General features: G+C 68.5%; 12 protein-coding genes. 3 read left to right on the plus strand and 9 right to left on the minus strand.

What is annotated here, in order from left to right:
- Window positions 1–22: 22 nt before the first annotated feature.
- From QT382_RS03225 to QT382_RS03245, 5 genes are all read right to left on the minus strand, one after another.
- Window positions 23–763: a substrate-binding periplasmic protein gene (locus QT382_RS03225; protein WP_289252604.1), complete on the minus strand. Its 741-nt coding sequence runs from the start codon at window positions 761–763 to the stop codon at window positions 23–25.
- A gap of 28 nt (window positions 764–791) precedes the next feature.
- Window positions 792–1544: a LytR/AlgR family response regulator transcription factor gene (locus tag QT382_RS03230; RefSeq protein WP_289252605.1), complete on the minus strand. Its 753-nt coding sequence runs from the start codon at window positions 1542–1544 to the stop codon at window positions 792–794.
- On the minus strand, window positions 1541–2692 hold the full coding sequence (locus QT382_RS03235; RefSeq protein ID WP_289252606.1) for a sensor histidine kinase: 1152 nt from the start codon (window positions 2690–2692) through the stop codon (window positions 1541–1543). The genes QT382_RS03230 and QT382_RS03235 overlap by 4 nt, the downstream gene beginning before the upstream one ends.
- A 113-nt stretch (window positions 2693–2805) precedes the next feature.
- Complete coding sequence (locus QT382_RS03240; protein WP_289252607.1) at window positions 2806–3582, minus strand: LytR/AlgR family response regulator transcription factor; 777 nt, start codon at window positions 3580–3582, stop codon at window positions 2806–2808.
- Between the two features lie 4 nt (window positions 3583–3586).
- Window positions 3587–4759: a sensor histidine kinase gene (locus QT382_RS03245; RefSeq protein WP_289252608.1), complete on the minus strand. Its 1173-nt coding sequence runs from the start codon at window positions 4757–4759 to the stop codon at window positions 3587–3589.
- Between the two features lie 180 nt (window positions 4760–4939).
- On the opposite strand from QT382_RS03245, the gene QT382_RS03250 reads away from it, so the two are divergent.
- Window positions 4940–6328, plus strand: a complete 1389-nt coding sequence (locus QT382_RS03250; RefSeq protein ID WP_289252609.1) for a phosphomannomutase/phosphoglucomutase — start codon at window positions 4940–4942, stop codon at window positions 6326–6328.
- Window positions 6325–7632: a 3-deoxy-D-manno-octulosonic acid transferase gene (locus QT382_RS03255; protein WP_289252610.1), complete on the plus strand. Its 1308-nt coding sequence runs from the start codon at window positions 6325–6327 to the stop codon at window positions 7630–7632. The genes QT382_RS03250 and QT382_RS03255 overlap by 4 nt, the downstream gene beginning before the upstream one ends.
- On the opposite strand, the gene QT382_RS03260 is transcribed toward QT382_RS03255, so the two are convergent.
- From QT382_RS03260 to selD, 4 genes are all read right to left on the minus strand, one after another.
- Window positions 7599–8927, minus strand: a complete 1329-nt coding sequence (locus QT382_RS03260; RefSeq protein ID WP_289252611.1) for a diguanylate cyclase domain-containing protein — start codon at window positions 8925–8927, stop codon at window positions 7599–7601. The two genes, QT382_RS03255 and QT382_RS03260, sit on opposite strands and share 34 nt — an antisense overlap.
- Window positions 8924–9547, minus strand: a complete 624-nt coding sequence (locus tag QT382_RS03265) for a chemotaxis protein CheC (protein WP_289252612.1) — start codon at window positions 9545–9547, stop codon at window positions 8924–8926. The genes QT382_RS03260 and QT382_RS03265 overlap by 4 nt, the downstream gene beginning before the upstream one ends.
- Window positions 9544–9918, minus strand: coding sequence for a response regulator transcription factor (locus QT382_RS03270; RefSeq protein ID WP_289252613.1), 375 nt, complete (start codon window positions 9916–9918; stop codon window positions 9544–9546). The genes QT382_RS03265 and QT382_RS03270 overlap by 4 nt, the downstream gene beginning before the upstream one ends.
- Before the next feature lie 118 nt (window positions 9919–10036).
- Window positions 10037–11086 carry a selenide, water dikinase SelD gene (gene selD / locus QT382_RS03275; RefSeq protein WP_289252614.1) on the minus strand — a complete coding sequence of 350 codons (1050 nt, stop codon included), beginning with the start codon at window positions 11084–11086 and terminating at the stop codon, window positions 10037–10039.
- Between the two features lie 136 nt (window positions 11087–11222).
- On the opposite strand from selD, the gene QT382_RS03280 reads away from it, so the two are divergent.
- The gene (locus tag QT382_RS03280; RefSeq protein WP_289252615.1) at window positions 11223–13001 is read left to right on the plus strand and encodes a metallophosphoesterase; all 1779 of its coding nucleotides are present in this window, start codon (window positions 11223–11225) and stop codon (window positions 12999–13001) included.
- Window positions 13002–13004 lie beyond the last annotated feature (3 nt).

The raw sequence follows: 13004 nt of genomic DNA on the forward strand, positions 1-13004 counted from the left end.
AGACTCGCCGTTTCCGGACCTGTCACTGCGCCGAGATCTGGTATTTGCGCTGCAGCCGGGCGACGGTGCCGTCCTGGACCAGTTCGCGGTAGCTGGCTTGCCAGAGCCGCGCTTCGTCGGAGGGCAATCGCAGCGAGGTCGCCATGTAGAGCTCGGCCTCGCCCAGCGACGCGGCGACGCGGAAATCGGCTGCGCGGAAACCGAATTCCTCGATGGCGGCCTGCAGCATCGGGGCGCCGGCATAGGCGGCCGTGGCCATGCCGAGCTGGACGCGCCGCAGCATGTCCTTGTAGTCCTTGCCTTCGCTGATCTGCGTGAAGCCGGCGGCCTGCAGGTTCTTGATGATGGGCGAGCCGCGCAGCACCACGATGCGCTGCGTGCGCAACTGCTCCATGCTGGGCAGCGGTTCGGGCCCGTTCTGCACGAACAGGCTGTAGTGGACCCGGGTCAGCGGAATCAGCCAGCGGAACGAGTCCTCGCGGTCGGGCGTACGGGCCAGCGGGAAGATGCCGATGTCGGCTTCCTCCTGGGCCATCTTGACCGCCCGGGCCCAGGGGAAGAACTCCACCAGGGGCTTGCGGCCCAGCTTCTGCGCCATGGTCAGGGCCAGCTCGTAGGCGTAGCCTTGCGGGCCGTTCTGGCCCTGCCAGACGAAGGGCGGCAGGTCGCCACCGACCCAGCGCAGGCCGCTGCCTGCAGGCTCCGCCCGGACCGAGCCCAGAAACGGCAGGGCAAGCAGCAGCAGTCGGTGGCGTCGCAGCATGCGACGACTCTAGCAGGGCGCCGCGGCGCTACATCGCCTTGAACAGGTGGACATAGGCCCGGCTGACCGGCAGTTCACGACCGAAGCCCTTGACCCGCACGAACAGCCGGCTGGCCTCGTCGCGGCGCGTGCCCGACAGATGGGCCAGGTTGATCACCGTCGAGCGGTGGATCTGCATGAATTCATCCGGATCCAGCTGGGCCACCAGGTCGGCGATGGTCGTGCGAATCAGGTATTCGGCGTCGGCCGTCTGCACGCAGGTGTACTTGTCGTCGGCGTGGAAGAAGCGGACCTCGCGCACATCGATCTGGTGCATCAGCTCTCCCTGGCTGGCGCGGATGTAGCGCAGCCGGGGCAGGGCGGCCGCCGGTGCCTGCAGCTTGTGCAGGGCCTGCGCGAGCGAGGCATCGGGCTCGGCCGGTGTGGCCAGCGCGACCTTCAGCCGCTCGACCGTGCGGGCCAGGCGCTCGGTCTTGATCGGCTTGAGCACATAGTCCAGGGCCGCGTGCTCGAAGGCCTCGACCGCGTACTCGTCGAAGGCGGTGACGAAGACCACGCGGGTCGGACCCTCGATGCCCTCGGCCACCTCCAGGCCGGTCAGGCCCGGCATCTGGATGTCGAGGAAGGCGAGCTCGGGCGAGAGCTCGGCGATCTGCTTCGCCGCCTCGTCGCCATTGCGGGCCAGGGCGACGATTTCCAGCTCCGGCCAGAGCTGCTGCAGCTGGCTGCGCAGGTAGTCGGCCAGATGGGTTTCGTCGTCGGCGATCAGGGCGCGGGTCATGGCAGTTTCTCCTCCTCTTGTGGCTGATGAACGGGCAGGCTGAGCTCGGCCACGCAACCGGATTCGCCGGGTGTGACCACCAGGCCGGCGGCGTTGTCGTGGCGGGCGGCCAGGCGCTCGCGGATGTTCTTCAGGGCCAGGCCGTTGCCCGGACGGGCGCGGCGCTGCGAGGCGCGCAGCCCCAGGCCATCGTCCTCGACCCGCAGCTTCAGCAGCCCTTCCTGAAGCGAGGCCGCGATGCGGACCCGGCCGCCCTCGGCCTTGCCTTCCAGGCCATGGGTCACGGCGTTCTCGACCAGGGGCTGCAGCAGCAGCGGCGGCAGTCGCAGCCGGCGCAGCGGTTCGGCGATCGCGATCTCGTAGCTCAGCCGGTCCTCGCCCATGCGGATCTGCATCAGGGCCAGATAGCTCTCGGCCGCCTGCAGCTCCTGCTCCAGCGTGCAGGATTCGCTGCGCAGGATGGCCAGGCTGGCGCGCAGGTAGTCGGTGAAGCATTCCAGCATGCGCTTGGCCCGCTCGGGCGAGGGGTCGATCAGGCTTTGCACCGCGGCCAGGCTGTTGAACAGGAAATGCGGCTCGATCTGGGCCTGCAGGCGCAGCAGCTGGGCCTCGGTGGCCTGCAGCTTCAAGGCCTTGCGGCGGCTGGACTGCCAGCTGAGATAGGTGCCGACCAGGCTGAACATCAGCATGAAGAACAGGAACCGGCCGGCCGCCCGGGCCGAGTCGAAGGGTGTTTCCTGGACCTCGACCTCGGCCACCAGGCGCAAGAGCTGGATGAAGATCCAGAAGCTCAGCAGCATCACGAGGACCGGCACGCCGGCGAAAAACAGGCCGCTCTTCCAGCCACCGCGATTGAGCCGGGCCAGCAGCACCTCCGAGGCCAGCAGCTCGACGCCGCGGTAGGCCCCGTGGATTGAGAACGCGATGAAGAAGCCCAGCAGATAGGTAACCAGCACGCTCGGCAGGTCGAGCTTGGTGTTGCCGAAGACCACCCCGATGGTCATGAAAAAGCTGGGGAAGAAGATCGCAAAGGCGCTGGAGATGGCGAAGCGCGCCCAGAGCTTTTCATCGCGGCGCTTGTAGAGCCTGAAATAGCGAGCATGGGCATAGGCCAGTTCGGCGAGCAGGCGCTGGGAGGCGGTAGACATGGGCGCGAGTGTCGGCTTGAGCATGGACGCAGCCTAGACGGGCCGACCCGGAGGGCGGGCGCTGCGACGACGAATCGACAGGGCGGGCGACGGTTGGCAAGCCCGGTGGCCGCTCACATGGCCTTGAACAGGTGGACGAAGGCCCGGCTGACCGCCAGCTCCTTGTCCAGTCCCTTCATCCGCAGGTAGAGCTTGCCGTTGCCGTCGCGCCGGGTGCACTGCAGCTGGTCGAGGTTGATCACGGTGCCGCGGTGCACCTGCCAGTAGCGCTGCGGATCCAGCTGCTGCAGCAGTTCGCTGAGGGGCGTGCGTATCAGGTATTCGCTGGTGGCGGTGCGCACCGCGGTGTACTTGTCGTCGGCCTGGAAGTACATCACCTCGTCGACCGCGACCTGGTGAACGAGCTGGCCCTGGCTGCAGCGCAGATGCCGCAGGTAGGCGGCCGGGGCCGCGGCGGTCGGGGCCGGCATCAGGCGGCCGAGCAGGCGTGCCAGTTGCCCGTCGTCGACCTGCTCCTGAAGCGCCCGCTGCAGCCGCTCCACCGTCATCGCCAGTCGTTCGGGCCGCACCGGCTTGAGCACATAGTCGAGGGCCTCATGCTCGAAGGCGGCCAGGGCGTGCTGGTCGTAGGCGGTGACGAAGACCACGCGCGTGGGGCCTTCGATGCCCTGGGCCACGTCCAGGCCGCTGAGGCCGGGCATCTGAATGTCCAAAAAGGCGATGTCGGGTTGCAGTGTGCCGATCTGCTCGGCGGCCTCCAGGCCGTTGACCGCGGTGCCGACGATCTGGAGTTCGGGCCAGAGCTCGCGCAACCGGTCGCTCAACACGCGCAGCAGATGGGGTTCGTCGTCGGCCAGCACGGCCGTGGGCTGGGAATTGAGGGCGGTCATGGCATCAGGTCGTGACAAAGGGGCCGGGGGCCGGGTGCCGCAGCGGTTGCAGCGCAGGGAGTCGCAGCTGCACGCAGGTGCCACCGCCGGCGGCTTCCTCCAAGAGCAGCTGGGCCTTGGGGCCGTAGGCCGCCGTCAGACGCTCGCGGATGTTGCGCAAGGCCACACCGTTGCCTCGGCGCGGGTGGGCGTGGCTGTGGCGCAGGCCGACGCCGTCGTCCACGATCTCGAGCACCAGGCCGGCGCCCTCGGGCCGGGCCCGCAGCTGCAGCAGCCCGCCCTGGACCTTGGGCTCCAGGCCATGGTGCAGGGCGTTCTCTATCAGCGGCTGCAGCAGCAACGGCGGAATGCGTGCTGCAAGCAGGGCCTCGGGCACCTCGGTCCGGGTGCGCAGCCGCTCGCCCATGCGGCACTGCATCACCGTCAGGTAGCTTTGCACCAGGTCCAGCTCCTGGCCCAGGCTCACGTCCTGGGCCCGCATCTGCTGCAGGCTGGCGCGCAGGTAGTCGGTGAAGGCGTTCAGCATCTGCCGCGCCTGGCGGGGCTCGTAGTCGATCAGGCCCTCGACGTTGGCCAGTGTGTTGAACAGGAAATGCGGCTCGATCTGGGCCTGCAGCAGCCGCAGCTGGGCCTCGGTGACCTGCTCGCGGGTGCGCTGGGCCTTGAGCTGGGCGCGCAGCCGCCAGAAGCTCAGCAGGGAGAACAGGGCACCGCAGAACAGGAAAGTGATCAGCGTGCCGACGTTTGGAATCCGTGGCGCCACCGGCACGCCCAGGCGCTGCCAGCGCAGCAGGGTGTCGATCAGCACCAGGCCCAGGGCGCTGCAAAGGGTGGGCAGGCCCACGAAGACCAGCAGGCTTGCGCGCCCCGTGCCCTCGTTGATCGCCTGCAGCCGTTCCTCGGACAGCAGGTGTTCCAGCAGGCGCAGTCCGGCGTGGCTCAGCAGGGCGATGACGGTGCCCAGCTGCATGGACAGCACCAGGCTGGGCCGCCAGAACGAGGTGTCCAGCAGATTGCCCGAGAACAGGGCGGCCAGCAGCACGAAGCTGAGGCCGACCAGGGCGCCCACGCTGGCATTCAGCAGCAGGCCCATCCACCAGGGCTCCTGCCGGTGTTTCTTGAGGCGCCAGAAATCGCGCCAGGCGGTTCGGAGCTGGGCTCTCCAGGGGGATCTCATGCCCGGCAGTGTAGGCAGGCGGCGCCGGACGGCCAGGCCCAAGGCCGTGGCCGGTCCAGGGTCGGCGCGAATCGACGACGCGAGGGGCCGGTCGGTTACGGCAGGAGCACAGGGAGGCCCGGGGTCCCTGCCTACAATCGCCGCCATTCCAGCTGTTGACCCCTACGAGGAAGACCTTCCATGCAAGTGCAAGCATCCGCCTTCAAGGCCTATGACATCCGCGGCGTCGTCGGCCAGAGCCTGAACGAGGAGATGGCCGAGCACCTGGGCCGGGCCTTCGGCACCGAGGCCAGGAAGATTGGCGAGAAGGCGGTCGTGGTCGGCCGGGACGGACGCCTGTCGGGCCCCTCCCTGGTGGCCGCGCTGATCCGCGGCCTGGCCTCGACCGGCCTGGACGTGGTGGACATCGGCGCCGTGACGACGCCGATGCTGTACTACGTGGCCGCCACCCGCATCAAGCATGGCTGCAATTCCGGCATCCAGGTGACCGGCAGCCACAACCCCAAGGACTACAACGGCTTCAAGATGGTGCTGGGCGGCGCCGCCGTCTACGGCGAGCAGATCCAGGGCATCCGGCGCCGCATCGAGGCCGAGGACTATGCCAAGGGCAAGGGCCGGGTCGCCCGCATGGACATCGAGGCCGAGTACCAGCACCGCATCGTTTCGGACTGCAAGCTGGCCCGCAAGATGAAGATCGTGGTCGACAGCGGCAACGGCATTCCCGGCGCCACCGCCCCGGCCATCCTGCGTGCGCTGGGCTGCGAGGTGATCGACATCTACTCCAAGGTCGATGGCGACTTCCCCAACCACCATCCGGACCCGTCGCGTCCCGAGAACCTCGAGGACCTGAAGCGCATCGTCCATGCCTGCGACGCCGAGCTGGGCCTGGCCTTCGACGGTGACGGCGACCGCCTCGGCATCGTCACCAAGGACGGCCAGATGATCATGCCGGACCGCCAGATCATGCTGCTGGCCGCCGACATCCTGAAGCGCAACAAGGGGGCCGAGATCATCTTTGACGTCAAGTGCACCCAGCGCCTGGCGCCCTGGATCCGCGAGCATGGCGGCAGGCCGACCATGTGGCTGACCGGCCATTCGCTGGCCAAGGCCAAGCTGAAGGAGACCGGCGCGCCCCTGGCCGGCGAGCTGTCGGGCCATATCTTCTTCAACGAACGCTGGTACGGCTTCGACGATGCCATGTACACGGCCGGCCGCATGCTGGAAATCCTGTCGCGCTACGAGGACCCGAGCGCCGTGCTGAATGGCCTGCCGGACAGCTTCGCCACGCCCGAGATCAACGTGCCCTGCGCGGAAGGCGAGCACCACGAGGTGGTCAAGCAGCTCAAGCAGATCGCCGAGTTCCCGGGTGCGCTGGAAGTGGTCACCATCGACGGCCTGCGGGTCGAATATGCCGACGGCTTCGGCCTGGTGCGCCCGTCCAACACGACGCCGGTGCTGGTGCTGCGCTTCGAGGGCCATACGAAGGAGGCGCTGGAGCGCATCCAGCATGACGTCGTGGCCCAGCTCAAGCGCGTCAAGCCCGACGCCGTCTTCGCGGCGGGCCATTGAAAGAAGCGATCAGCCGCTGGCTCTACGCGAGCCTTCTGCGGCTGGCCACGCCGCTGTACCTGCTGCGGCTTTGGCGGCGCGGTGCGGCCGAGCCGGCCTACCGGCAGCATCTGGGCGAGCGCCTGGGCCTGCATCCGGGAACGGCCGAGCCCGGCCGGGTCTGGATCCATGCGGTCTCGCTGGGCGAAACGCTGGCGGCCCGGGCCCTGGTCGAGGCGCTGCGGCAGCAGCGGCCGAGAGTCCGACTGCTTCTGACTCACGGCACAGCGACCGGCCGCGAGGCTGGCAAGGCCTTGCTACGGGACGGTGATGCCCAATCCTGGCTGCCCTATGACACGCCGGGAGCGGTGCGCCGTTTCCTGCGCCATTGGCAGCCCAGCCTGGGCGTGCTGATGGAAACCGAGATCTGGCCGGCGCTGCAGCACGAGGCCTCGCAGGCCGGCGTGCCGCTGGTGCTGGCCAATGCGCGGTTGTCGGAGAAGAGCTTCCGCCAGGGCCGCCGTTTGCGCTGGCTGATGGAACCGGCGGCGCGGGCCTTGAGCCTGGCGCTTGCCCAGACCGAGGCCGATGCCAGGCGGCTGCGCGACAGCGGTGTGGCCGAGGTGCGGGTCTGCGGCAATCTGAAGTTCGACCTACATCCCGACGAAGGCCTGCTGGCGCGCGGCCGGCAATGGCGGGCGCAGCTGGGGCGACCGGTGCTGCTGTTTGCGGTCAGCCGCGAGGGTGAGGAGAGCCTGCTGCTGCAGGCCTGGTCTCGCCTGCCTGCCGCCCAACGACCGCTGCTGCTGGTCGTGCCGCGCCATCCGCAGCGCTTCGATGAAGTCGCGAGCCTGGTCGAAGCGGCCGGCCTCAAGCTGGCCCGCCGCAGCAGCTTTGGCGATGCGCCTGACGCCGCTGCGCTGCAGGCCGAGGCCTGGCTGGGCGACAGCCTGCGCGAAATGCCGCTGTACTACGGCCTGGCCGATGCGGCCCTGCTGGGTGGCAGCTTCCTGCCGCTGGGCGGCCAGAACCTGATCGAGGCGGCGGCCTGCGGCTGTCCGCTGCTGATGGGCCCGCACACCTTCAACTTCGCCCAGGCTGCCGAACTGGCCCTGGAGGCCGGGGCCGCGCTGCGGGTGGTCGACCTGGACCAGGCGCTGGCCCAGGGCTGCGCCTTGCTGGCCGACCGCGGCCGGCGCGAAAGCATGGCCGCCCGGGCCGAAGGATTTGCCGCGGCCCATCGCGGCGCTGCCGGGCGCATGGCCGAGGCGCTGCTGGGCCTGCTGCCGCCTCAGTCCGACGACGCCTCTTCGGCCAGCGCGTAGCGGCTCTTGCCCTCGGTCTTGGCGCGGTACATGGCAGCGTCGGCGGCCTGCAGCAGCGCGGCAGCCGAGCGGCCGTGGTGCGGATAGACGGCCACGCCAATGCTGGCGCCGACCGAGCCCTGGCTGCCCCCGTCGTCCAGCTGGACCGGGGTCGCAATCACGCCGATCAGCTGCTGGGCCACACGGGCCACGGCCTCGGCCTGGCTGCCGGCCGACATCAGCACCACGAATTCGTCGCCGCCCCAACGGCACAGCGTGTCGCTGGCCCGCAGCCGTGCCTGCATGCGCTGGGCCACGGCGCGCAGCAGCCGGTCGCCGGCCTCGTGGCCGAACTGGTCGTTGATGCCCTTGAAGCCGTCCAGGTCGACGAACAGCAGGCCGAAGACCTGGTGGCGCTCGTCGGACTGCTCGATCTGCTGCGTCAGCCGGTCCTGCAAGACATTGCGGTTGGCCAGGCCGGTCAGCGCATCGGTCTCGGCCAGCTGGCGGATGCGGGCCTCCTTGGCCTTGACTTCGCTGATGTCGCGCACGATCACCAGCAGGCTCTTGCGTCGACCATCCTGCTCGAAAGCCGGCACCAGCAGCACGTGGTAGCAGCGCGATTCGCCCTGGACCTGCAGCTCAAGCTCATGCTCCTGCGGATCGCGGGACTGCCAGGCCGCTTCGGACCATTCCGCGATGCGGTGCAGCTGCAGCGCGCAGGCCGGACGCTGCTTGGCGATCTGCGCATCGTCCAGGCCGCGGTAGTGGAAATTGGCCAGGCCGCACCAGGCCAGCCAGCGCGGGTTGGCCTCCAGCCAGTGGTCGCTGCCGTCGCGGTAGCAGATCTTCTGGGGCAGGTGGCCCAGCAGGGCGCGCAGCCGCTGCTCGCTGGCCAGCAACAGCTTCTCGCGCCGCCAGGACTGGCTGACGTCGATCACCTGGATCAGGCAGCCGCGCTCGCCGCCGTCCAGCAGCAGCGGTCGCACCTGCACCGACTGCTGGATGTCCTCGACCTGGTCGCCAATGCGCCGGCTCAGCGGCAGCAGGGTCTTGTGCAGGGCCTGCGAGAGCACGGCGGAGCGGCCGTGCTGCAAGGCTGAATCAATGCTGCGCGCCAGGAAGCTGTGCTGCAGCTCGGGCAGCAGCAGGTTCAGCGGCTGGCCCAGGGCCTGTGCGCTGGGGATGGCCGAGCTGCGCGCCATCCAGGCGTTCCAGTGCAGCACCTGCTTGTCCCGGTCCAGAACCACGATCCCGACGCTGAGCCCGTCCAGCAGGGCTCCGGTCAGCGACGAGGCGATGGGTCCTATGCTCATGGTGAGGCGCTGGCCAGGACGCGAGTGATGCTGTGTCTCAGGACGTCCAGCGAGGGCACGTCCAGCAGGTAGGCCACCTGCCCATGGATCTGGCGCTGGGTGAGCTGCAGGTCGATGCTGATGAACAGCACCTTCAGTGTTTCGCTGTTGAGCAGCAGCTCGGCGAACACGTCCTGCAGGCTGCCGACCTTGACCAGGGGCACGTCGGTGGCCAGCTCGGCGCCGAACAGGTTGGAGATGGCGCCGGTGCAGGTGTTGAGCAGGATGTTGCCGATCTCGGCCATGGTCTCCTGGCCGAGGTCGTCGAAGCTGTCGATGGGCAGGTGCGGCGACATCAGCGAGCGCACCATCTCCAGGCTGCCGGCCTCGGTGAACAGCAGCAGGGCCTCGGTGGTGAACAGGCCCTGGCAATGCTGGGACACCAGGCAAACCCGGTCGTCGGTCAGCCGGGCGAACTCCAGCATCGCTTGGTCCATGGGCATCAACTCGACCTTGGGCACCGACAGGCCCACCGGCTCGTTCATCAGGCCGCCGAGCAGGTTGGCCGCATCGGCGACCGAGACGTTGAAGACCTCTGCCAGCGCATCGGCCTCGAGTTCGTCCAGCTGGGCGCCGATCATGATGCGAGCGAGGCCCTGATGGCCTCGGCCAGGGCCACGACCGAGTCGCGCGTGCCCATCTTGCGGACCAGGCGCACATCCAGCCATTCGGCGCGCTGGCGGATGCTCTCCTGGATGTTGGCCGTGTACATGACCAGCTTGGAAGTGCAGCGCGCCTCGCGCAGCTTCTCGGCCAGGGTCAGGCCGTCCATGGTCGGCATGTTGAAGTCGATGGAGATCACGTCGAAGACCGCGCCCTCCAACAGGGCCAGGGCTTCGTCGCCGCCGCCGCAGTCATAGATGCCCCAATCGGGCAGTTCCTGCTTGAGCCAGCCGCAGATCATCATCCGCGCGGCCCGGCTGTCGTCGACGACCAGCACCGAATGCGTCATCGCCTTGTCTCCTGTCTTGCGTCGAGGTGAATCGATTGTGCAGCAGCATCCTGGGGAACCCCCCGGAATCTGTCGCGGCTACGGGTCAGTTCGACCTGCACCAAGGTGCAATTGACGATCAGCGGACAGCCAGGCCTGCTTTTCCGGTGCCGACCCGGCCCACCGTGGCCGCCTGCACGAAGCCATGGCGGCGGAACACCTCGAGCACCGCGGGCAGAGCAGCCTCGCTGCAGCTGACCAGCAGGCCACCGCTGGTCTGCGGGTCGGTCAGCAGGGCACGGTCCACGTCGGCGAATCCCGGTGGCAGCTCGATCTCGCGGCCGTAGGAGGCCCAGTTGCGGTTGGAAGCACCGGTGATGAAGCCCTGTGCCGCCAGCTCGCGGACGCCAGGCAGCAACGGCACGCTCGACCATTCGATCTCGACCGCGAGGCCGGCGCCGCGCGCCAGCTCCAGGCCATGGCCGGCCAGGCCGAAGCCGGTGACGTCGGTCAGCGCATGCACGCCGCTCAAGGCCGCCAGGTCCGGCCCCGGTGTGTTCAGCCGCGTGGTGCTGGCAATCATCTGCTCGTAGCCGGCGGCGTCCAGCTTCTCTTTCTTCAGCGCCGCCGACAGCACGCCCACGCCCAGCGGCTTGCCCAACACCAGCACGTCGCCGGCCTGGGCATCGGCATTGCGCTTGACCTTGTCCGGATGGACCAGGCCCAGCACCACCAGGCCGTAGATGGGCTCGACCGAATCGATGGTGTGGCCGCCGGCAATCGGAATGCCGGCCGCGGCGCAGACCGCCTGGCCACCGGCCAGGATGCGGCCTATGGTCTCGACCGGCAGGACGTTGACCGGCATGCCCACCAGGGCCAGCGCCAGGATGGGACTGCCGCCCATGGCGTAGACGTCGCTGATCGCGTTGGTGGCGGCGATGCGGCCGAAGTCGAACGGGTCGTCGACGATGGGCATGAAGAAATCGGTGGTCGCCACCAGGGCCTGCTCGTCGTTGAGCTTGTAGACCGCTGCATCGTCCGCGGTGGCGATGCCCACCAGCAGCTCGGGCGGCACCAGGCCGCCGCTGCCGCTGTGCTTGAGGATGTCGGCCAGCACGGCCGGCGCGATCTTGCAGCCGCAGCCGCCGCCGTGCGAGAGGCTGCTCAGACGTGGGGGAGGAGTGCTCATGTCCTTGATGTGGGGGGCTACAGGATGCGGATCATAGGTCGGCCACCGCGCTGACATCGCTCCGACACGGCGCCGTCACGGTGCGTCGCTCCAATGGCGCCGCCGTACCCGCCCCGCAATTCCCCCCGGAGACATGATGAGCCCCTGCAAATCCTTCGCAGGCAAGTTCCTGCTTGCCCCGCTGGCCCTGGCCTCGAGCCTGGCCCTGGCCGAACCCGTCAAGATCGGCTTCATGGCCGACACCCAGTGGACGACCAACGACGCCGTGCGCAACCCCAGCACCGTCGCCCTGGGCATCATGAACCAGATCCTGCCGAAGTTCGTCGAGCACAAGGTCAAGTTCGTGCTGCAGTTCGGCGACCTGACCGACAACGGCAGCAATGCCGGCCTCGACGTCTGGAGCACCGCCGCTCAACAGCTCTACAACAACGGCATCGGCTTCTATCCGGTGCGAGGCAACCACGAGCCCTCGCTGGCCGCGGCCAACCGCTTCCTGCAGAACTTCCCGCAGACCCGCGGCATGGGTGCCAACGTGGTCGGTGCCACCGGCCACCGCAGCCCGGCCACGCCGGCCGGCCTCGGCGGCCTGACCTATGCGTTCGAGTACGGCAATGCGACCTTCATCGCCATCGACCAGTACGTCCGGACCAACAACACCGGCACCAGCGCCAACACGGCCACGCTGGACCAGGTCGACTGGATCGTGCAGCAACTGCAGAACCGGCCGGCCAACACCCACGCCTTCCTGTTCGCCCACAAGCCGCTGATCGGCCAGAACCATGTCGACAACCTGTTGGGCGCCAACCCCTCGTCCAGCCCGACCGAGCGCAACAAGCTGATCAAGGGCATGGCCGCCACCGGCACCCGCTACTTCCTCAGCGGCCACGACCACCTGTTCAGCCGCGCCCTGGTCAAGAGCCCCGACGGCACGGCCACGGTGCAGAACATCATCCACTCGTCGGACAGCTACAAGTTCTACATCCCGACCATCCCGTCCAACGACCAGACCTACAACGGCGCCAATCGCCAGGAGACGCCGATCTCGCAGGAGCTGTTCACGGTCGGCTACTACATCGCCACCATAGACGGCCCCAACCTGACCGTCGTCCACTACGCCAGCGACAACGGCTGCGGCGGCTCGCTGGGTGCCGGCAAGGACTGCGACCTGCGCGCCACGCCGACGCTGAACTTCGTCAAGCGCGAGACCTATGGCTACAGCCTGATCGGCAAGGAATTCGTGATACCGCACGGCGGCAGTTTCGTCGGCGTGGCCGATGCCAGCCCCAAGGCCGCCGGCTGGGCCGGCACCTCGATGAGTATCCTGGGCGGCAGCAATGGCGAGTCGTCCAAGATGTACGACGGCCGCTATGGCGTGCAGGACATCAACACCGGCTGGGCGCCGCGCGCCGAGGCCAATGCGCCTCAGCTCAAGAGCGACGTGCTGACCCTCTGGGGCATGCACAACGCCATCGGCAGCGAGCAGGGTGACAGCTATGCGCTGTCGGTCCGCTACGAGGACAGCGCCCGTGGCGCCCTGGCCCTGATGAACAAGGACGAGGACGGCCAGTGGGTGCCGGCCGTGACGCGCAACTTCGGCGGCACGGCGCGCTTCGTCGCAGGCCCCTGGAAGGCCAGCTACGCCCTCGGTACCTATGGCGTGGACCATGCCAGCAAGACCGTCTGGGCCGTGGTCAACCGCGGCGGCGAGTTCGCCGTGGCGCCTAGCCGCGATGGCGACCTCAATGGCGACGGCGTGATCGACAGCCGCGACGTGGACCTGATGAACCAGATGCTGGCCAACCTGGTGCCGGCCACCGCCACGGCCGACCTGGACGGCGACGGCAAGCTGAGCCTGCTGGATCTGCGCAAGCTCAGCCTGCTGTGCACGCTGCCGAACTGCGCCATCGCCCAATGAACG

This window comes from Pelomonas sp. SE-A7, assembly GCF_030345705.1.
Taxonomy (GTDB): Bacteria; Pseudomonadota; Gammaproteobacteria; order Burkholderiales; family Burkholderiaceae_C; genus JAUASW01.

Excerpts from the sequence above, each read along its gene's own strand:
- QT382_RS03265 (WP_289252612.1), bottom strand. The coding sequence starts at position 9,547 with ATGATCGGCGCCCAGCTGGACGAACTCGAGGCCGATGCGCTGGCAGAG.
- QT382_RS03240 (WP_289252607.1), bottom strand. The coding sequence starts at position 3,582 with ATGACCGCCCTCAATTCCCAGCCCACGGCCGTGCTGGCCGACGACGAA.
- QT382_RS03260 (WP_289252611.1), bottom strand. The coding sequence starts at position 8,927 with ATGAGCATAGGACCCATCGCCTCGTCGCTGACCGGAGCCCTGCTGGAC.
- QT382_RS03250 (WP_289252609.1), top strand. The coding sequence starts at position 4,940 with ATGCAAGTGCAAGCATCCGCCTTCAAGGCCTATGACATCCGCGGCGTC.
- selD (WP_289252614.1), bottom strand. The coding sequence starts at position 11,086 with ATGAGCACTCCTCCCCCACGTCTGAGCAGCCTCTCGCACGGCGGCGGC.
- QT382_RS03235 (WP_289252606.1), bottom strand. The coding sequence starts at position 2,692 with ATGTCTACCGCCTCCCAGCGCCTGCTCGCCGAACTGGCCTATGCCCAT.
- QT382_RS03230 (WP_289252605.1), bottom strand. The coding sequence starts at position 1,544 with ATGACCCGCGCCCTGATCGCCGACGACGAAACCCATCTGGCCGACTAC.
- QT382_RS03280 (WP_289252615.1), top strand. The coding sequence starts at position 11,223 with ATGAGCCCCTGCAAATCCTTCGCAGGCAAGTTCCTGCTTGCCCCGCTG.
- QT382_RS03270 (WP_289252613.1), bottom strand. The coding sequence starts at position 9,918 with ATGACGCATTCGGTGCTGGTCGTCGACGACAGCCGGGCCGCGCGGATG.
- QT382_RS03225 (WP_289252604.1), bottom strand. The coding sequence starts at position 763 with ATGCTGCGACGCCACCGACTGCTGCTGCTTGCCCTGCCGTTTCTGGGC.
- QT382_RS03245 (WP_289252608.1), bottom strand. The coding sequence starts at position 4,759 with ATGAGATCCCCCTGGAGAGCCCAGCTCCGAACCGCCTGGCGCGATTTC.